Here is a 19,268-nt window from a genome sequence, read left to right as displayed (position 1 = left end):
TACTCGGTTTTATCGGTCAACAGTTTCAAGATCCCTGTTCTCAACGACATTAAATTTTTCTATGGTAAATCCCTGGGGATTGCTGTCGGACCTTACTGAATTGACCAGTGAGCAGTTGGTAATCAGACTGCGTATGGTTAGATTGCTTGACCTTATAATGAACTGCCTGGCGAAGGTCTTCACCTTATAAGGATAGTTGCTGAAACTGGCAACCACACTATCCACTTCAATTCTTTGCTGAATATTTCCGGAAATAATCCTGTTATAATATCCTTTTTCAGAAAGGTCTTTATAGTAGTCAAACGCCGACTGATCAGCCAGATTAAAAGCTCTTTTTGCATTGCTTTCAATTGCATTTTTATCAGGAGCAATAGTGAAAAGCAGTTCGTGAAAACGTCTGACATGCTCCCTTGCTTCTACAGGACGGTTGATCGACATATCTTGGGATAACGCGACCATGAGAGATTTTCCATTATCCAAAACATAGATCTTTTTTCTCTGCTCTTCGGCGAAGCTATAGGATTGATAGACAACCAGTCCAACAACACCAAAGCATAACAAGGCAAAAACAAAGGTGAATAACCTGATCTGCTTAAAACTGTTTTCAATATTTCTTAAGGTTTTAAATTCCATTAGGGTTTGATTTTAATTATTTCAGTAGTTTTCCAGATATATTACCTGTTGCTGATCCTACCGCCGCTCCTGCAATATTTCCGGATTTCTGAGCGGTCTGATTGACATTGCGTGTAAAGTTTCCTGCACCTCCAGCCTGGATAACCCAGCCTGTGACAGTTGGAACGGTAAAATATCCGATGATCCCAATAATCATATAAATGATATATACCGTGTTGGAAGTGTCAGGGATAAAATCAGGATCAGAAAGCATTTCAATATCCCTTTCCAGAATAAGAGACTGAATCTTGGCCAGTATCGCACTGAACATATCCGCAACCGGGAGCCATAGATAAACGCTGATGTATCTGGTCAGCCACTGGGTGAGTGTCGTTTGAAAACCGTCCCATACAGAAATGGCGAAAGCTATAGGTCCGAGTATGGATAGTACAATGAGAAAGAATGTTCTTATGGTATCAATCACGAGCGCTGCTGCCTGAAAAAGAATTTCCAAAAACTCACGAAAGCCATCACGTATATCTTTTTTGATCGCAAACATTTGCCGCTCCATATACATTCCCGACATCGTAACCAGATCTGAAGGAGACCAGCCCAGCTCTTCCAGTTTCTTGTCAAATTCTTCGTCAGAGATCAGGTAAGCCATCTCTGGATTTCTGAGCATGGCCTCTCTTTCCAATACATCCTTTTTTTTCTGCATTTCATTGAGATCAAGAACCTGGCCTTCAAGCATGGAATGACTTCCTTGTACAACCGGGCTCAGGACTCCATTGATACTTCCCAGTACAATCGTTGAAAAGAACATAATGCAGATTCCTACGGCGAAAGGCCGTAACAACGGAAACAGGTCAATGGGTTCCGCTCGGCTTAGTGCCTGCCAAACCTTAAGAGAAACATAAAATAATGCTCCCAGTCCGGCAATACCCTTTGCCACCGCTGCCATATCAGCACATAAAGGCAGCATCTCCTCGTACACCGAACGGAGGACCTCGTGTAAGTTAGTGGCTTCCATACTACCAGTATTTTTGATTAGAGGTTCCGTAAAGGTCCAAAACCCTTTGGGTATTGTTCTGTTTCTTTGCTCTTAAGTAGCTGACAGAAATGTTTTTGTTGGTATAGTATCTTACCAGATTATGATAATTTTTAACCTCTTTATACACCTTGTCAATCACATCCATACGCTCTTTATCATTGAGTGAGAGTTGGGTGGAGGTGACGATTTGCTTGAGCTCTTTAAGAAGTTCCGTACTCTCCGTTAATAAGGTAGAATATCCATTGGCAATGGCCGTGAGTTCCTGCGCATTGAAATTGGGATCATTAAGCATCTTTCCGAAATTCTTCACATACATTTCTGAAACATCGCCAACGAGCAGAACAGTCTGCTGAACTTTCCGGGCGTCTTTAACCAGATTGTTGACTGCTTTCAGCTTGTCATAGTATTCTTTACCCTGTTCATATACTTTCTTGACTTCATTAAAGTTCTTCACCACATTACTTACCGTATTTGAGGTTTGAACGATTTCATTGGCTGAGTTAAGGATACCGGAGGCAAGATTGGCGGGATCTGTGACCACAAATTGTGCTTTGGCTAGAGTCGTTGTAGCAAGAACTGCTACCATGAGTGTTTTAATGATTGGATTTTTCATTGTCGTAAATTTTTAAAATGATTTAATTTTCTTTGTTCGTTTTAATCTTTTTAAGTGAAAGCCTCTTAATGGCCTGCTCAACATTTCCATCGAGTTCCGAGGCCAGGTTCATGACTTCCATTTTTTCAGTTTCCTCAGTCGTGTAGGCGAGATATTCTTCATTGGAAACCTCCGTTGCATACACTGCTGAATGAGTTCCTCCCAGTCCAATCCATACTTCTTTATAAAGTCTCTTTGGATCATTGTTCATATTGATCGACAGCACCTGAGATTTTTCTTTATCAGTAAGACCAAGCATGGCCTGAATGTCATCGAATTTATTCATGTACTTGCGCTGATCCAGCAAAATCTTACAGTCAGAATTATTGATAATACTCTCCTTGACGATTGGTGATTGGATAATGTCATCGACTTCCTGAGTGACCACAATGGCTTCTCCAAAGAATTTTCGGACGGTTTTAAATAAATATTTGATATATTCTGCCATGCCTTCCTTGGCAATGGCTTTCCAGGCTTCTTCAATAAGAATGAGCTTCCTGATTCCTTTCAGTCTCCGCATTTTGTTGATGAAAACTTCCATGATAATGATCGTCACTATAGGGAACAGGATCTTATGATCTTTGATGGCATCTATCTCAAAGACAATAAAACGCTTAGAGAGAAGATCTAACTGTTTATCTGAATTGAGTAAATAGTCATATTCTCCTCCCTTATAGTAAGGTTCCAGTACATTGAGGAAATTAGCGATGTCAAAGTCTTTTTCTCTAACCTGTTTTTCGTTGAGGATCTTTCGGTAGTCATCTCTCACATATTCATAAAATCCATTGAAAGAAGGGTAGGTGTTACTTAACTTAATTCTTTCTATATAACCGCTGACTGCATTAGACAAGGCAACTTCTTCAGAACGGGCAGGAGGTTCATCATCTCTTTTCCAAAGAGTAAGGATCAACGTTTTGATGCTTTCCCTCTTCTCAATATCAAATACCCCATCATCCGTATAAAATGGATTAAAAGCAATTGGATGATCTTCACTGTAGGTGAAGTCAACACCATCTTCGCCTTTAGTCTTTCCTTTGATCAGTTCACATAAGCCCTGATAAGAATTTCCGGTATCTACCAAAAGAACATGGGCTCCCTGTTCATAATACTGACGTACCATATGGTTGGTGAAAAATGATTTTCCGCTTCCTGATGGTCCCAGTATAAATTTGTTACGGTTGGTGATGATTCCCTGTTTCATGGGAAGATCAGAAATATCCAAATGAATGGGTTTTCCTGTGAGCCGGTCTGCCATCTTAATGCCAAATGGGGATGGTGAATTTTGGTAGTTGGTTTCCCCGGTGAAAAAGCACAGCGCAGGTTCGATGAAGGTGTAAAAGCTTTCTTCACTTGGAAAATCTCCAGCATTACCGGGAATTCCTGCCCAATATAAAGTGGCAGCGTCAGTGGTATTATGGCGAGGCTTGCATTCCATCAGTGCCAGGGCACTTCCTGTGTCGTTCTTAAGCTGTTTGAGCTGAGTTGGATCATCAGACCATGACATCACATTGAAATGGGCCCGGATAGACTGCAGTCCGAATGAATGGGCTTCATTGAGGTATTTTTCAATCCATTCTTTGTTGATCTGATTGGCTCTGCTGTACCTTGCAAGTGAATGCATATTTCGGGCAGACTTTTCAAATTTACTGAGGTTTTCATTGCTGTTATCAATAAACAGATATTGATTGTACATATGATTACAGTTCAATAAAAGACCAACGGGAGAAGCAAACGATAGGAGACAGTCACTTCTGTCCGTACTCAGTTTTTCATATCGGCTATGTGAAGATACCGTTCCCGGGAGGTCATCAGTATCGGATAAGGTATGTATGCTGATGCGGTTGTTCCCAATTCGCATTTCCTCAGCACCAAGTTGAAGATCCTGAAGTGATGCTCCTGATTCTCTTGATAAGGTTAGGTATTGTTCCAGTAAACCCGATTGATGCTGAGTTCCTGTAATTTCATCTGCGGTCATTTTTTCCAGGTGAATATATCCGCTGTCATTGATGATTCTTTCGAACTGATCGACTGCCTCCATAAACCGGATAACCGCTTCTTTATCTCTTATATCCCTGGGGATGAGAATACCTCTGCAAAGCGATGAAAAATTGCTTTGCATTTTCATTCTTTCCTTACTGGTTTGGGTAATAAACAGATGACAGTAGTGATTGAGAAAAGCCCTCTCATTGAAGTGTGTTTCAAAAGATTTTGAAAGAAAACTCTGATCTTCTGCTGACAGGTCAGGAGCATAATTTTCTTTGATAAACCAATCCTGCTTGTGAACTATCGTGTAGTCAGGGAGTGTCTTGATAGCTTTGAACCATGCAGAATGTATTGCATCATATTCAGCAGAAGCAACGGTAAAGAGTTCCGGTAATCTAACTTTAAAACAAACCGTGACATCAGCATCTTTTGAAATAATACAATGATCTTCAACGGCGAGTAAAGGGAATTTACTTTCCAGTGTTGCTGCTTTTGAGGTGTTTCTCATACGGCTGTCATTTTAGGGGTTATTTTGATATACCTCAATACATTCTTACGGCTGATGATGTATTTTGGGTGCTTCTTTTTAGCACCAAGCTTCATGAGTCCGTGTTCTCCATATTTTCTGTTCATTGAGAATGTCAGCCAAATCAAAAGACTGCTTGATGATCCCGCTGTAAAGAGGCAGATGTAGTTATTGACTCCTGCCATATACAGGATCATTACCAGTACAAGTAGTGCTAACAATCCTCCTGCAAAAATGAACAGGTACTGAGCTTTGAGTCCTTTGAACTCGACGGTTCTTCCGATTCCTTTATTGATGTGGTAGATATTCATAATCAATACGTTTAAAGGAAGAATGAGCGAAGAATTGTTGCTGCTACAATCAGAAATATACAGGCTCCGAACCAGCTTGCAGCAGTCTTTGATGTATCCGGATCACCACTGCTGAATTTATTATAGACCTTGACTCCTCCAATGAGGCCAACCACAGCGCCGATGGCATAGATGAGTTTTGTGGCGGGATCAAAATAGGAGGTGACCATTTGGGTAGCTTCAGTGATTCCGGCAGTCCCGTTTCCTTGGGCTGATAAATGGATGGTTATCAGCAATGCCAATGCTGAAATCAGAAGCTTTTTTCTTTGTTTTTCCATAATGTAAACAGATTAAATTGTTAGCATTACCCACAGTCTGCGGGCTTTGGAGACAAAGATGATTGGTAAGGTGAAATGGAATTATAGTCTGGCTTTAGGAGAGTTTGTTTGGCAATAAGTGGAAGTTGACGAGGGGTGAAATTTTTTACTTCATATTTTTTTTACATGAAATCTCTATTAAGAGAGTTTAAATAAAATAGTAATGATGAATACTGAGTGGCTTAACTTAAGACTTTTTAATGGGGATGTTAAAACAGTTTTGAAGAACTGGTTTGTCATCTTGCAAGACATAAGAAATTTCAAATCGAAAAAAATTATTAGAGTTGCGGCTCCAGATGGAGGAGTAGAATCATAGTGCACTTTAAATAATAGGGATGAAGATAGCTGGCAGGCAAAGTATCTTAGTTCAATTGGTGATAAACAGCTTGACCCATTAGAAGATTCTTTCAAAAAGTTCTTGAAAAGCATCCAAAACTTATAAAGTATTACATCTGTACTCCCCTTGATCGACCTGAACCTCGTTTAGAAGAATAAACTATATTTTTATGAGTATAAATCCAAAGGATATTTTCAAAAAAAAACCTAGCCGAAGCTAGGTAAAAACTAATAACCATGAAAACTCAAATTAACCATGAGAATCGTTTCTTCTTTAAGCAATAAAGGTGCCTGAAAAAGCTAAAAAAAAAAATAATTATAGTTATAAAGTGTTAAAAAAAGTTTTAAGCATTAGTTATCAGGTAAAATCTCCAATATCAAATCCATCAGGATTGTTATTTTGTAAAAAGGAGGAATTAGAATTATTTTTTGAAGAGATGCTCCCGTCCAATAGCTCAGCTATTTTACGGGAAGCACTTTCCATAGAATTTTCCAGTAGATTCAATAATTCGGTTCCATGTATTTTCTGAACAATGGCTGCCGCTGTTTCCTTTTGAGATGGCTTCAAATGATCTCTTTGTAGCATCGTCTCAACGGAGCTTAGTTCTTCAAAGGTAACCCCTTGGGCAAAACCGTTATCCTTACCGGAAATTCTATATTTTTTCCATTCTTCTTCCTCCTCATCATAATCAGGGCTAGTCATTAAAATCGGGCCCTGTTCTTTATGAGCAAGCTGAACTCTGAGATTTTCATGAATGTCATATTCTATATCTAAATTATCAGGATTTATTTTTGGTTCGTGAATTTGGAGCACTGAGGAAGTCTCTTGCTCATGATGTCTTCCTGTATTTTTTGGCACTCCTATAATCTCAGGAAATTTCGGAGTATTTCTTTTTAATATTTTAGTTTTATCAGGCCATGCGTTGAGTGTTATCTTATCCTGCAAGAGCAGGATTATAATGATCAGCAGGCAAGTGATGATAAGTATTTCCATTTCTTATAAAATTGGTTTGAAACGCTGATTGAAATAATGGGTAATATCATCCCCAAACTCTCTGAAATGATATTCCAGAATATTGTCTATATAAGAATAGAGGGTCGTTTTTTCATCTCTTGTTAACTGACAAGCCTAAGCAGCCTTTCGTGGTATTCGGGACGTATGTAGACTACTTTACCGTTACGCCCCGATGGAAATCTGTTAATAAGAAATGTTTCCTCATAATCTGCTTTTTTTGATGAATTGCTTCTGATTTTTTCTTTAGGTTTATTTTCTTTTGGAAGATCTTGTTTGATATCAGAAAAGGTAGAATTAGGTTCTTCACCACTGATGATATTCATCAGATATTCCTCATCCACATGTTTTTTTTCAACATTATTGTTTGCGTTGTCCTTAGCCATATTCTGATATTTTTAAAGATGAACAATACTTAAAAATTCCTCGACGAATAAGTCCATTCGCGTTGCTTTCATAAGATAAGTGTCAGCAGGCAGCAAACTTGATCTGAACACATAATTACTGCTATCATCGGACTCTTTTCTGAAACGCTTACTGTCCATGATTCTTGTTTTCATAATAGGCAGTTGAAGCTCATGAATGACATGTTCATAGCCATTATACAGACTTGTTTTTTCTCTTCCATCTACTTGATTCCAAAATAACCATAGCGCCTGATTGTGACGGTCTCCACTGCTTTGCGGAAGTCCGAGAAAAGCCTTGGTAAATGCTAATGTACTTTCTACCACAAGGCGGTCAGCAGTGATAGGCGAAAAGATAAAGTCCATCGCCTTTAATGTGGTTAAAACACCTTTTGTATTGGCTGTTCCGGGCAGATCAAAAAAGACAACCTCAGGGATAACTGTGGATTGTTGTATGTATTCCAATGCTTGTTCCAATGCATTTTCAGATTTGCATTTAATAATAGGGTAAGCTTTCTTATTGATAGACTGGAACTGCTTCATGGCTGCTTTCTTATGATAATCATTTTCCATGATGGTCTTCTTATCGCGTTCCCGCATATTGCTTATACTGTGCTGAGGAAAATCACAGTCCATAACAAGGACATTGAATCCTAAACGGTAATGAAGAATACTGGCAAGCAAGATGGTCATGGTAGATTTTCCTACACCGCCTTTTTGAGTGGAGAAACTGATTTTTAAAGTTTTCTTTATTGTTTCCATTATTTAAAAATTTATAGTTGTCTTGTTTCTATGTTGTAGAGCAGTAGAGGTGTATGTTTTTACATAGTTCTTCCTTTATGTTTTTCCGTGCGTATTTTTGGGGTTTTGCTTTCAAATAGATATGCTTTTCTGCCTGCCCAGCTAATTCTATTCTTTTAAAAGAAGCGGGTCTTGTACGAGGTAAAATACTTTACCGCTTTTATGCTTTTAAAACTGTATGCTTTTATGACAAACGAGCCGTATACCTTTCCTTTTTATTTTCTCATCTGAACACCCTTTTTACATTCTGTATTACAACTTTAGGGTAAAGAAAGTAATTGATGGATATGAGGAATGATTTCTGGTAGATCTTGACATTGAGTGGCAGTATTTGACCCTGTTTTAAATAGCAATGGTTTGTGACATAGGGCTTTACTTTGTAGGTGAGTTGTTGTTTTGGAGGTATACAAATGTTATATGAATGATCGAGGGGAAAAGATATAAGTATGTAAAAGCTCATCGCTTTTCCTATTATATCCAAATTTATCTGAGGAGAGGGATTATAGTGTTCACCAGAACACGGCAAGTTGTGTTTTGAGGCACTCAAAACAACTTGCCCCGCAGGGAGCTTAAAAAACACACTCCGAAGTCGGGGTTTTATTGAGTGATTAAAAATTGATGTCTAATGGATGATAAAAAAAGTAATTACAGAAAGAAAGGAGGGAGGAAGCCAAAAACCAATCCAAGTATTCACCGGCATGTATTTAGATTGACGGATGAGGAAAATGACAAGTTAATGTCGCTTTTTGAATCATCAGGAATGGTCAACAAAGCCAAATTTATTATCTCTTTATTATTTGCCAGGGAGATAAGAACCGTTATAATTGATAAAGGATCTATAGATTTTTACATGAGGTTAACCTCTTTTTACAGTCAGTTTCGTGCAATTGGAGTGAATTATAACCAGTTGGTTAAGTTGTTATACACTCATTTTTCGGAGAAGAACGCCGCTGTATTTCTGTATAAATTGGAAAAGCAAACAGCTGAAATGGCCGTGTTATGTCAGAAGATTATTAAGATAACTGAGGAATTTGATAGAAATCATTTGAAAAAATAAGAAGAAAATGATTGCAAAAATTGGAAGAGGAAGTAATTTATATGGAGCATTGGCATATAATCATGTGAAAGTTGAACAGGAAAATGGGAAAATTTTGCTAACCAAAAGGATGATTGAAACGCCTGATGGGAAGTATACTGTTTCGCAATTGGCTGAATCTTTTGATCCCTATTTGACGGCTAATAGAAATACTGAAAAGCATACGTTGCATATTTCGCTTAACCCTGATCCAAAAGATGAGGTAACGGATGAAGATTTTGTGCAGATGGCAGAAGATTATATGCGGGAAATGGGTTATGGAGAACAGCCCTATGTCATATTTAAGCATATGGATACGAGTCGTACTCATATCCACATTGTTTCGGTATGTGTGGACGAAGAAGGAAAAAAAATATCTGATCGATTTGAAAGAAAAAGGTCCATGAATATATGCAGGGAACTGGAACAAAAATATGGACTTCTTCCTGCAATTGGAAATAAGGATCAGCAATGGGAAATGATTTTTCATCCGGTTGATTATCAGGCCGGGGATGTTAAAAGCCAGATTGCTTCTGTAATAAGATATCTTCCCCAATATTATAGGTTCCGAACTTTGGGTGAGTACAACTCGCTGCTTTCTCTTTTTAATATAAGTGCTGAAAAAGTTGAGGGCGAACTTTACGGAAAATTGCAGCGGGGGTTATTATATTTTTCATTGAATACAGATGGAGAACGAGCAGGACATTCTTTTAAAGCATCATTATTTGGTAAAAGTAGCGGACTTTCAGCATTGGAATCATACTTTATGCAGTGTAGGGAAGCTTTAAAGAATAGTGAATCAAAGGTGAATATCAAAGCAGCCATTGCTGGTGCGATGCAATCTACACATAAGGAAAAAGACTTTAAAAATAAGTTAACAAAGCAGGGAATCAATACCGTAATCCGAAGAAATGATACAGGACTTATGTACGGAATTACCTTTATTGATCATCATTCCAAAACAGTATGGAACAGATCAAGCCTGGGAAAAGAATTTTCTTCTAACTCCTTTAATGAACGATGGACAAAGAATATAAGACTGGAGAAAGAAATACCTGTTGATCAAAAACGAAGAGTTGCAGAGGCAAATGATGTAGAGCTTTTTTCTTTAGAAAAATTGCAGATGAGACAATTGCAAATTCCTGATCAATCTGAGGAAGGTTTAATTGATTCGTTTGGCGGACTGTTCTCTTTTACCAGTGGAGAAGATCAGCAGGAGCTGGATTTTGCTCATCGGATGAAAAAGAGAAAGAAGCGTAAACGCTAAATCAGCACTATACAAGCTCAGATCATTTTAACCTTCTTTTTCCAGAATGGCTTGCACCTTGTTTTGCAGTTCTTTTTTATCAGGCAGGTAGAGCTGGTATTTGGAAACAAAGATTTTATTGGAAATTCCACCGGTAGCATATTCGACCAATACTTCATCTTTTTCTGCAGAGAGAATAATGCCGATAGGCTCATGGTCATCTTCAACGTTTTCTTCTGATTTGAAGTAATTCAGATAAAGATTCATTTGCCCGATATCATAATGCTCTACCTGTTTTATTTTTAAGTCAATCAGTACAAAACATTTTAGAATACGGTGGTAAAAAACAAGATCAATATAAAAATGTCTGTTACGGAGCGAGATTTTATATTGCCTTGCTACAAAAGCAAAACCTTTTCCCAATTCAAGAAGGAACATTTGAAGATTATCGATGATTTTCTGTTCCAAAGCTTTTTCTGTCACTCTGTGGCTTTGAGGGATTTTAAGAAAATCCAGTACATAAGGATCTTTTATGGCTTCAGATGAATCAGTAATAATATGACCTTTTTCTGCCAATTGTAATACTCCTTTTTTATCTTTACTCAGTGCCAGGCGTTCAAATAGAGAAGAGCTAATTTGTCGCTCGAGCTCACGGTAACCCCAATTCTCAAGTACTGTCTGTTTTTCATAGAACTTTCTGGCAGTATCATCTGAAACCCCAAGTAAGGTGATGATATGGGTCCAGCTTAATTTGGCAGGCACTGCCTGCCATTTTTGATACGCAAGATAAAAACGTCGCATATCCAGGATATTCCGCCTGCCAAATCCTTTGCCGTATCTTTGTTTTAAATCTTTAGAAAGTATTGATAATAAGCTACTTCCATACTCTGCGCGTTCCTGGCCATGCTGCTCATATTCCACGATATGCCTGCCAATTTCCCAATTCGCTTTTACCAACTCAATATTAACCGCTTTGACGGCATTTTGCCGGGCTGTTTCAATGGTTGACCCGATAGTATCCAGAAGTTCAGTGTATTTTGCTTGTATAGGTATCATCTTACTTTTCTTAAACAAACAAATTTAAACATTCTTAGCCAAGCACTGCGCATCATCAACAGCAAAATGTCCTGTTGATGATGTGCCAAATACAGCCACTGCCTGCCATTTTATAAAAATGATTTTTAGTGAGGTTTATATTCGGCTTCTAACATTAAATATTATAGAAATGCAGGGAGAAGACGATTTAAGAGGTCTGGCGAAGATCATGGCATTGATGAGAGCGGTAAGTATTCTTATCGTATTAATGCATATATATTGGTATTGTTATGGTTTCTTTTTAGAAAGAGGATGGACCCTGACGGTCATTGACAGGATTTTACATAATTTCCAGAAAACAGCTAACCTGTTTTCTCATCCTATTTATACCAAAGTATTTGCTTTGGTACTGCTGGCTTTAAGCTGTCTGGGAACAAAAGGGGTGAAAAATGAGAAGATCACATGGTTGAAAATTAACGTAGCTCTATTCTTCGGGTTTGTATTATACTTCTTCAATACACCATTACTATTGTTAGCTCCTTTAATTGGAGATTTCTTTTATATTCTAACGCTGGCGTTTGGATATATTATTTTGATGATGGCGGGCCTATGGATGCATCGGCTACTCACTCATCATCTGATGGAAGATGTTTTTAACAATGAGAATGAAAGTTTTATGCAGGAAACCTCACTGATGGAAAATGAATATTCTGTCAATCTACCCACCAAGTTTTATTATAAAGGAAAATGGAACAATGGCTGGATCAATATTGTCAATCCATTTAGGGCAACCATTGTACTGGGAACACCCGGATCGGGGAAATCCTATGCCATCGTCAATAATTATATCAAGCAGCAGATTGAAAAGGGTTTTTCAATGTACATCTACGATTTTAAGTTTGATGATCTCTCCATGATTGCTTATAATCACTTGCTGAAGAATCAACATAAATATAAAGTACAGCCTAAATTCTATGTCATCAATTTTGATGATCCGAGAAAAAGCCATCGTTGCAATCCCTTAAATCCCAGTTTTATGACGGATATTTCGGATGCATATGAAGCAGCATATACCATTATGCTGAATCTGAACCGAAGCTGGATACAAAAGCAGGGAGATTTCTTTGTAGAATCACCCATTATCCTGCTGGCAGCGATCATTTGGTTTTTGAAAATATATGATAATGGGAAATACTGTACATTTCCCCATGCTATTGAGCTTCTCAATAAAAAGTATTCGGATGTATTTACCATTCTGACTTCTTATCCGGATTTGGAAAATTATCTTTCGCCTTTCATGGATGCATGGCAGGGTGGAGCGCAGGACCAATTGCAGGGTCAGATCGCATCGGCTAAGATCCCTTTGTCGAGAATGATCTCTCCAAGTTTGTATTGGGTGATGACGGGTGATGATTTTTCTTTGGATATCAATAATCCTAAAGAACCCAAAATACTATGCGTAGGAAATAATCCGGACCGCCAGAATATTTACTCTGCTGCGCTCGGGTTGTATAATTCCCGTATTGTTAAGCTGATTAATAAAAAAGGACAACTCAAGAGCTCAGTCATTATCGACGAGCTTCCTACGATTTATTTCAGAGGATTGGATAATCTCATAGCCACTGCAAGAAGTAATAAGGTAGCCGTTTGTCTGGGATTTCAGGATTTTTCACAATTAACAAGGGATTATGGGGATAAGGAAAGTAAAGTCATACAAAATACGGTAGGGAATATTTTCAGTGGCCAGGTAGTGGGAGAGACGGCTAAAAGCCTGTCTGAGCGTTTTGGTAAGATCTTACAGAAACGTCAAAGTATGACCATTAACAGAAACGATACATCAACATCCATCTCTACTCAGTTAGACAGCTTAATACCCGCTTCTAAAATTTCTACCCTGACACAGGGAATTTTTGTAGGGGCCGTATCGGATAATTTTGATGAGAGGATTGAACAGAAAATTTTTCATGCTGAAATTGTAGTAGATAATGAAAAAGTAGCTTCTGAAACTAAAGATTACCAGAAGATACCGGAGATTTTGTCATTTGTAAATGACCATGGTGAGGATACTATGAAACAGGTAATTGATGCCAATTATAGAGAGATAAAACAGGATGTTGTTCAGATTATTGAAAAAGAATTGGAACGCATTAAAAATGACCCGGATTTGCAGCATTTAGTACAGCCGGAATAATGGGAAAATAAAAAATGAGGCGATTAACCATCAGCCTCATTTCTTTTCAATACCTAAAGTACGGTAGTTATTTTCGTTGCGGTTGTTTATTATTTTCAAATTCAAAAGAGGTTGTATAATCCTCGTTGAGTACTATGTAAGCATTAAACTTATTTCCGCTTTTGCTTTTCATCCCTTTTATTAAGGATGTTTTGCCTTTGTCAATGAGATTTTCGATGTTGGCTATGCTGATTTGCACTCCGCAAACACTACGGAATTGCATCCAGTTACAGGCCTTGTCAGGACATTTGATAATGGTATCCCGTATTATTAGCTGGTGGGTCTTGCATTGGGGGCAAATGAGTTTTGGAAGATTAGGCTGTGCGATGGTGGTTTGAAGCAATTCATCCGTAACAGATTTTGTATAGGTCTCAATTTCATGTTGAAAATCCACGGAATTGAGCCCATTGCTTTCGATTTTCTGCATCGCCAGTTCCCACTCCGCAGTCATGGCTACATCAGCAATTTTCCTGTCTTTAGTGAGCTCATAAACCTGTAATCCTTTTTCAGTGGGGATTAATGATTTATTGCTTCTTTGAATATAATTTCGGGTAAATAAGGTTTCAATAATGCAAGCTCTGGTAGCTGGAGTACCGATTCCAATATTTTTTAACGCTTTCTTTTCCTCCACATTTTCGATCTGCATTCCTGCATTTTCCATGGCTGAAAGAAGACCTGCTTCAGTATAAAGTACAGGCGCTTTGGTTTTCTTTTCCAGAATGCCGGCAGATTTAATTTTAAGTTCATTGCCCTCTCTGAGTTCAGGAAGTTCCTGTATAGGCTCCGTGCTATCAGAAAAACTGCCATGGATGGAGCGCCATCCTTCTTCCAGAATCTTACAGCCTTTTATGATAAAATCATAATGGAGAGACTGTAAAGAAATATCGGTAATCTCTTTTATGCATGATGGTGACAAAGTTTCCAACAGTCGAAAAGCAATTAAATCATACACTGCATTTTCTTTAGGAGGTAATGCCGAGGGAATTTTTTCTGTGGTAAGCAGTCCATGGTGATCCGTTACTCTTAGATCATTGACGATACGCTTGTTGAAATGACCCCATTTGATTTGACTTACTGCTAACTTACAATTTTCCTTTTCCTGCAAAGCTCTTATGAGTTGGGGAATTTCTGTCCATACATCTTCAGGAATATACTTACTTCCTGTACGGGGATATGTGATAAATTTCTGTTCGTACAGACTCTGTGCGATATTCAGCGTTTCTTCAGCGGACAGGTTAAGTTTATTATTGGCTTCCTTCTGTAAACCGGTCAGGTCAAATAATAAAGGAGGCTGCTCGGTTATGTTTTTGGTATTTACAGAAGTAACTGTTGCTGTATTCCCGTTCTTTTCGATGGATTTCAGCAGATCCTCTGCCTGTTTTTTATCACTAAGGTGAGTCTGGGAAAGACTTTTAAACTCAATAAAATTTCTGGTGTATAATAATTCTATCTGCCAGTATTTCTGTACGGAAAATTGTTTGTTTTCCAGATAGCGCCTGCATATCAAAGCCAGTGTCGGGGTCTGTACCCTTCCCAGTGAATAGACACCATTACACGCAGCTATACTTAGTGCTTGTGTAGAATTGATTCCCAACAGCCAGTCAGCACGGCTTCTGCTTTGAGCTGCCTGATACAACCCATCAAAATCATTGCCGGGTCTTAAGTTCTCAAATCCCAGCTGAATGGCTTTTTCGGTAAGAGAGCTTATCCATAACCGCTCAAAAGGTTTTGTACATTGCAGGTATTGGTAAATGTACCTGAAAATAAGTTCTCCTTCTCTTCCTGCGTCCGTAGCGACAATAATGCTTTCACAGCGGTTGAAAAGCTGTTCAATCACTTTAAGCTGTTTCAATGCCCCTTTATCGGGAGCAAATCCTTTTTCTTTTTTGATCTTTCTAACTGTCAGTAGGAATGGTTGAGGAAGTATGGGAAGAGCTTCTTTTGCAAATCCTGAAATCCCATAGTCTTCTGGCATGCCTAAGACAACCAGATGTCCGAATGCCCAGGTAACACAATAACCATTACCTGACAGGTAGCCTTCTTTTTTCTCAGTTACGCCCAAAACATGAGCAATTTCTCTTGCTACACTTGGTTTTTCTGCTAATATTAATTTCATGGGTAACTTTTGTGGATGGTTAATATTTTATCACATAATGGGAGGTATCCTATATTTTTCGTCCTCCTGATTTAGAAGGTGCTTTCTGCTGTTCCTGCTGTTTTTTATCTTTAGGTGAATGCTGCCGCGATTGGAGTGGTTTATTGATGTTTTTAGTGGCTTCATTCGTTTTACCTTCTGAGTTAACAGCGATCTGCGTTTTATGAGCTTCTGCAGGCTTTATCTGTTCTTTAAGTTTGTTTGGATTTTGGAAAGAGAAGTCTATTTTACCAGTATCCTCATTAAATGTGATATACCCCTGGTATTTTTGCCCTTTCTTATCGGTAAGATCATCAATGTAAACTGTTTGTCCCGCTTTAAATTGAGCGTACTGCTCCTCATCCAGTTCTTTTCCTCTAAAAGTTCCTGGAATTTCTGATGACTGGCCTTGCTCAGTACTTTGTATTTGTTGATGGTTATTTCCTCCTCTCTCAAACAGGAATTCTACATATTTCTTATCTGCATTAAACTGCACAGAAGCATTGAATGGCTCTCCCTTTTTAGAGATCATCCCTTCGATATACAGAGATTTGCCCTCTAGTAAAGTTTGTGTTTGATGATCGTCCAGTTTCACGCCTTTAATCTCATTTGGAATTTTGATATAATCAGTTTTTAAAGCAATCAGTTCATTGGTGAGTCTGTCTATACTAATAATGGAAGGTATTGTTTCTCCGGATTTAGGATGGGTGAGATCGACTATTCTGCCCATATTTCCTGTAGCTAAAAGATTCTCTTTATCTTCCTTGGTAAACTCATGTCCGAAAAAAGAATAATTGAGTTGAGGCTCTTTTCTTATTCCGTGAATAGCAACTACGATTTGTCCCTGATCGTTAGGTTGTAATGATAAACGGGCATCCAGTTTTGTAATGGCAGTACCCAGATTAAGGCTGATAGGAATAAGTTCATTGGTCTTATATCCCTTTAATAAAGGTTCCAATACATTCAGTTTCTCAAGTCTTTCCTTGCTGAGTCCAAGATTTGATAGCGTCTCCCAATCTAATTGTTGAGGTTGGTAACGGTAGTCACTGGGTTCTGTGGTTAGCTGTGTTGTTTCCATATCGATTTTATTTTCTGATTTAATAGTATTTTCTGGTTTTACTTCAAAGGTGTCTATCAGGACCTTTCCCTCTTCTGTAGGATGGCTAATATGCTGTTGTATTTCTTTAGCCTTTTGTATAGCCACAAGGGAAGGAACTTTGAAAAATGAAAATCGGGTAGGGTCTTTCAATTGGCTGAAAAAATTGGAAAAGAAATTGGAAAATAGATCACCGGACTTATCTACCCGCATAAACTGGTTTTGATTTTTTTTGGTTGGATTAATGGTCTTTAATTCTCCGTTTTCTCCGATACCGATAACTGCCTGAATTTTCATCTTGGCTTTGTCAAGTACCAGTAAGATATCAGAAAGCTGTTCTAATTCTTGTAATGTTTTTTTACTCTCATCCATAGTCATAGAATTTAAATTGGATGATGAAATTAGTGTATGGGATTAGAAAATCGTGACTATGGCTTTTGTTGGTGCTATTTGTCATGATTTGTCATTAGGGGCTTCGAAAATGTGGAAGATTTAACAGAATATAATAATTGGATCATAGGATGAGACTGAAAAAAGGGCCGAAATATGTATATAACACCGAAAACGTTTGGATTAAGTCCGGAAAGCATATAAAAATTTCTATGATAATAGTTTAGAAAATATAACACAAAATATAGAGGCTAGCAAAAATCCGGAATAAAAGGTTTATTTTTAAATTGATACCAATGATGTCAAAAATATAGCCATAACCGGAAAGGTAAATCATTGCAGGAACAGCTGAGGTTCCTAACGGCGCAGTTAGTGATTTTTTCAAACTCAAGATTGATTAATTTAATGATTCAAAGGCTGTATGATCTGTTTTTGAAATGAGATAGATCATATGTGTGGTATTGGCATGTCCATTGATAATGATTAATTTTATGGTGCTAATAATCAAATTTAATGGTCATTTCTGAAGCTATTTTGTTCGCTCATGGAGCGAAAACAGAATTATATCAAACTGATGAATTTATATTTCAAGAAGGAGCAAAACCTAAATTTTATTTCCAAATAAAATCAGGATCAGTTAAACTTAATAATTTCCTTGAAGATGGGAAAGAATTCGTTCATGGATTTCCTTTTGAAGGACATTGTATAGGAGAAAGTTATTTATTTACAGATCATTGCTATGCTGTTAATGCGGTCGCTACATCCCCATGCGAAATTATCAAATTGGAAAAAAATCTATTTTCGGAATTACTGTCTAAAAATACGGCAATTCATTTTGAAATCAATCGCTATACTGCGGATCGGCTTCACTTTAGATACTTAATCTCTACCTTACTTTCTATTGGAGATCCAATCACAAAACTTGAAATACTTCTTAATCATTTAAAGACGTATTTTGGTTTTACTATTCCATACAGCTTTGAGGTTCCTTATACAAGACATCAATTGGCTACTTTAACAGGTCTTCGGGTAGAAACGGTTATTAGAGCATTTAATAAAATGGAAAAACAAAAGATAATAAAAAAACAGAACAAAAAGATTTATTATTAAGGATCGTAAAGTAGATAGCCCTTTTAAAAATAATAAGAATATCCTGTTTTCAAATGAAAACAGGATATTCCTTAAATATAAATTTTTGCTAGAGATTAAATCGCTATTGATGTCTTATTCCTTTTTGATGATACTTTACATTCCTTCCGGCTAATTGGTAATTTTTGGAGAAGCTTTCATTATATACTTCATAACTTTTTGGTGTAATAACATGATTTACTTCTGATTCAGGTGTTTTAAGACGGATCTCGTGGCCGTTTTTATACATTCTGTTATCATAGGTGATATAGGTTTGATTTTCTGCATACATATTGCCGTCAGGAGCTGAAAATATTTTACCTTTCTTCGTTTTCTTTTTTAATGCCAGAAAAAATAAAGACCCGCCTGCTAATAAGCCGAATGCTATTTTAAATTTATTATTCATAATTTTAATTTTTATTGATAAACAAAGAACAACAATTTACCCAGCTGGAAAAAATGATCAGGTAATAGATCTGTATTAAGGAACTCTATGAGAGAGGTTGACTTTATCTCGCTGGCATTGCACTGTCTGAAACTGCGGCATTAATATTACCTGTGCCGTTACCTGTATTGTTATTGCTGGTTTTTCTACCGCCTATATGAGTTTTTGTATTGATGCTGTCACTGCTTCCTAAACTGTCTTTTAAAACCCGTGGTTTTGAAGTTGCTGTATCAGAATAGCTTCTTTGTGTTTGGGTAGAATCAGCATATGCAGTACCAGTGTTTGTATCCTTTTTTTTACAAGCTGCAACTAAAAGGCTTATTGCAAAGATAGGTAAGAGTAAGTTTTTCATACTATATTTTATTAATGAATTAGTGTATTAATGTATTGATGGAATCCTTTGATGATTCAAAATTAAACATTTAACGATCCGACCTATATGAGG

19 protein-coding genes are annotated in these 19,268 nt (G+C 37.5%); 4 read left to right on the top strand and 15 right to left on the bottom strand.

Features of this window, described 5'->3' with window-relative positions; genetic code table 11:
- Positions 1 to 9: 9 nt before the first annotated feature.
- The 10 genes from traK to BM143_RS13485 form a co-directional block, all read right to left on the bottom strand.
- Positions 10 to 633: a conjugative transposon protein TraK gene (gene traK, locus BM143_RS13525; protein ID WP_090024964.1), complete on the bottom strand. Its 624-nt coding sequence runs from the start codon at positions 631 to 633 to the stop codon at positions 10 to 12.
- 16 nt (positions 634 to 649) lie between these two features.
- Complete coding sequence (gene traJ, locus BM143_RS13520; RefSeq protein WP_090024963.1) at positions 650 to 1,642, bottom strand: conjugative transposon protein TraJ; 993 nt, start codon at positions 1,640 to 1,642, stop codon at positions 650 to 652.
- 1 nt (position 1,643) lies between these two features.
- The gene (locus tag BM143_RS13515; protein WP_090024962.1) at positions 1,644 to 2,276 is read right to left on the bottom strand and encodes a DUF4141 domain-containing protein; all 633 of its coding nucleotides are present in this window, start codon (positions 2,274 to 2,276) and stop codon (positions 1,644 to 1,646) included.
- Between the two features lie 22 nt (positions 2,277 to 2,298).
- A complete protein-coding gene (locus tag BM143_RS13510) occupies positions 2,299 to 4,806 on the bottom strand; it encodes a TraG family conjugative transposon ATPase (protein WP_090024961.1) in 2,508 nt (835 codons plus the stop codon).
- The gene (locus tag BM143_RS13505; protein WP_090024960.1) at positions 4,803 to 5,135 is read right to left on the bottom strand and encodes a DUF4133 domain-containing protein; all 333 of its coding nucleotides are present in this window, start codon (positions 5,133 to 5,135) and stop codon (positions 4,803 to 4,805) included. Before BM143_RS13505 ends, BM143_RS13510 begins: the two co-directional genes overlap by 4 nt.
- Positions 5,136 to 5,146: 11 nt before the next feature.
- Positions 5,147 to 5,452, bottom strand: coding sequence for a DUF4134 domain-containing protein (locus tag BM143_RS13500; protein ID WP_090024959.1), 306 nt, complete (start codon positions 5,450 to 5,452; stop codon positions 5,147 to 5,149).
- A gap of 733 nt (positions 5,453 to 6,185) precedes the next feature.
- Entirely contained in the window at positions 6,186 to 6,821 is a 636-nt protein-coding gene (locus tag BM143_RS13495) for a conjugal transfer protein TraD (protein WP_090024958.1), read from the bottom strand.
- Between the two features lie 3 nt (positions 6,822 to 6,824).
- On the bottom strand, positions 6,825 to 6,899 hold the full coding sequence (locus BM143_RS24300) for a hypothetical protein (RefSeq protein ID WP_394332576.1): 75 nt from the start codon (positions 6,897 to 6,899) through the stop codon (positions 6,825 to 6,827).
- A gap of 44 nt (positions 6,900 to 6,943) precedes the next feature.
- Positions 6,944 to 7,225 (bottom strand): DUF3408 domain-containing protein, encoded by a 282-nt coding sequence (locus BM143_RS13490; RefSeq protein ID WP_394332575.1) that lies wholly within the window; start codon positions 7,223 to 7,225, stop codon positions 6,944 to 6,946.
- A gap of 12 nt (positions 7,226 to 7,237) precedes the next feature.
- Positions 7,238 to 8,005, bottom strand: a complete 768-nt coding sequence (locus BM143_RS13485) for a ParA family protein (protein WP_090024957.1) — start codon at positions 8,003 to 8,005, stop codon at positions 7,238 to 7,240.
- A 664-nt stretch (positions 8,006 to 8,669) separates the two neighbouring features.
- On the opposite strand from BM143_RS13485, the gene mobA reads away from it, so the two are divergent.
- Positions 8,670 to 9,101, top strand: coding sequence for a conjugal transfer protein MobA (gene mobA, locus BM143_RS13480; RefSeq protein WP_090024956.1), 432 nt, complete (start codon positions 8,670 to 8,672; stop codon positions 9,099 to 9,101).
- Positions 9,102 to 9,108: 7 nt separating this feature from the next.
- Entirely contained in the window at positions 9,109 to 10,386 is a 1,278-nt protein-coding gene (mobB, locus tag BM143_RS13475) for a conjugal transfer protein MobB (RefSeq protein ID WP_090024955.1), read from the top strand.
- A 27-nt stretch (positions 10,387 to 10,413) separates the two neighbouring features.
- On the opposite strand, the gene BM143_RS13470 is transcribed toward mobB, so the two are convergent.
- Complete coding sequence (locus tag BM143_RS13470) at positions 10,414 to 11,439, bottom strand: PDDEXK nuclease domain-containing protein (protein WP_228430806.1); 1,026 nt, start codon at positions 11,437 to 11,439, stop codon at positions 10,414 to 10,416.
- 151 nt (positions 11,440 to 11,590) lie between these two features.
- On the opposite strand from BM143_RS13470, the gene mobC reads away from it, so the two are divergent.
- Complete coding sequence (gene mobC / locus BM143_RS13465) at positions 11,591 to 13,591, top strand: conjugal transfer protein MobC (protein WP_090024953.1); 2,001 nt, start codon at positions 11,591 to 11,593, stop codon at positions 13,589 to 13,591.
- A gap of 67 nt (positions 13,592 to 13,658) precedes the next feature.
- Here the strand turns inward: mobC and BM143_RS13460 are convergent, their stop codons facing one another.
- Both BM143_RS13460 and BM143_RS13455 read right to left on the bottom strand, forming a co-directional pair.
- Positions 13,659 to 15,746: a type IA DNA topoisomerase gene (locus BM143_RS13460; protein ID WP_090024952.1), complete on the bottom strand. Its 2,088-nt coding sequence runs from the start codon at positions 15,744 to 15,746 to the stop codon at positions 13,659 to 13,661.
- Between the two features lie 49 nt (positions 15,747 to 15,795).
- Positions 15,796 to 17,232 (bottom strand): DUF3945 domain-containing protein, encoded by a 1,437-nt coding sequence (locus tag BM143_RS13455; protein WP_090024951.1) that lies wholly within the window; start codon positions 17,230 to 17,232, stop codon positions 15,796 to 15,798.
- Positions 17,233 to 17,763: 531 nt separating this feature from the next.
- On the opposite strand from BM143_RS13455, the gene BM143_RS13450 reads away from it, so the two are divergent.
- A complete protein-coding gene (locus tag BM143_RS13450) occupies positions 17,764 to 18,360 on the top strand; it encodes a Crp/Fnr family transcriptional regulator (RefSeq protein WP_090024950.1) in 597 nt (198 codons plus the stop codon).
- Positions 18,361 to 18,463: 103 nt separating this feature from the next.
- Here the strand turns inward: BM143_RS13450 and BM143_RS13445 are convergent, their stop codons facing one another.
- Positions 18,464 to 18,784, bottom strand: a complete 321-nt coding sequence (locus tag BM143_RS13445; RefSeq protein WP_090024949.1) for a hypothetical protein — start codon at positions 18,782 to 18,784, stop codon at positions 18,464 to 18,466.
- Between the two features lie 103 nt (positions 18,785 to 18,887).
- Positions 18,888 to 19,175, bottom strand: a complete 288-nt coding sequence (locus tag BM143_RS13440) for a hypothetical protein (RefSeq protein WP_090024948.1) — start codon at positions 19,173 to 19,175, stop codon at positions 18,888 to 18,890.
- Between the last annotated feature and the right edge of the window lie 93 nt (positions 19,176 to 19,268).

The sequence above is a fragment of the Chryseobacterium oleae genome (assembly GCF_900115055.1).
GTDB lineage: Bacteria > Bacteroidota > Bacteroidia > Flavobacteriales > Weeksellaceae > Chryseobacterium > Chryseobacterium oleae.
The sequence above is the reverse complement of the archived record's forward strand: the minus strand, read 5'-3'. Positions and strand labels throughout refer to the sequence as shown.

Coding starts and splice junctions, on each gene's coding strand:
- traK (WP_090024964.1), bottom strand. CDS start 633: ATGGAATTTAAAACCTTAAGAAATATTGAAAACAGTTTTAAGCAGATC.
- traJ (WP_090024963.1), bottom strand. CDS start 1,642: ATGGAAGCCACTAACTTACACGAGGTCCTCCGTTCGGTGTACGAGGAG.
- BM143_RS13515 (WP_090024962.1), bottom strand. CDS start 2,276: ATGAAAAATCCAATCATTAAAACACTCATGGTAGCAGTTCTTGCTACA.
- BM143_RS13510 (WP_090024961.1), bottom strand. CDS start 4,806: ATGAGAAACACCTCAAAAGCAGCAACACTGGAAAGTAAATTCCCTTTA.
- BM143_RS13505 (WP_090024960.1), bottom strand. CDS start 5,135: ATGAATATCTACCACATCAATAAAGGAATCGGAAGAACCGTCGAGTTC.
- BM143_RS13500 (WP_090024959.1), bottom strand. CDS start 5,452: ATGGAAAAACAAAGAAAAAAGCTTCTGATTTCAGCATTGGCATTGCTG.
- BM143_RS13495 (WP_090024958.1), bottom strand. CDS start 6,821: ATGGAAATACTTATCATCACTTGCCTGCTGATCATTATAATCCTGCTC.
- BM143_RS13490 (WP_394332575.1), bottom strand. CDS start 7,225: ATGGCTAAGGACAACGCAAACAATAATGTTGAAAAAAAACATGTGGAT.
- BM143_RS13485 (WP_090024957.1), bottom strand. CDS start 8,005: ATGGAAACAATAAAGAAAACTTTAAAAATCAGTTTCTCCACTCAAAAA.
- mobA (WP_090024956.1), top strand. CDS start 8,670: ATGGATGATAAAAAAAGTAATTACAGAAAGAAAGGAGGGAGGAAGCCA.
- mobB (WP_090024955.1), top strand. CDS start 9,109: ATGATTGCAAAAATTGGAAGAGGAAGTAATTTATATGGAGCATTGGCA.
- mobC (WP_090024953.1), top strand. CDS start 11,591: ATGCAGGGAGAAGACGATTTAAGAGGTCTGGCGAAGATCATGGCATTG.
- BM143_RS13460 (WP_090024952.1), bottom strand. CDS start 15,746: ATGAAATTAATATTAGCAGAAAAACCAAGTGTAGCAAGAGAAATTGCT.
- BM143_RS13455 (WP_090024951.1), bottom strand. CDS start 17,232: ATGGATGAGAGTAAAAAAACATTACAAGAATTAGAACAGCTTTCTGAT.
- BM143_RS13450 (WP_090024950.1), top strand. CDS start 17,764: ATGGTCATTTCTGAAGCTATTTTGTTCGCTCATGGAGCGAAAACAGAA.
- BM143_RS13445 (WP_090024949.1), bottom strand. CDS start 18,784: ATGAATAATAAATTTAAAATAGCATTCGGCTTATTAGCAGGCGGGTCT.
- BM143_RS13440 (WP_090024948.1), bottom strand. CDS start 19,175: ATGAAAAACTTACTCTTACCTATCTTTGCAATAAGCCTTTTAGTTGCA.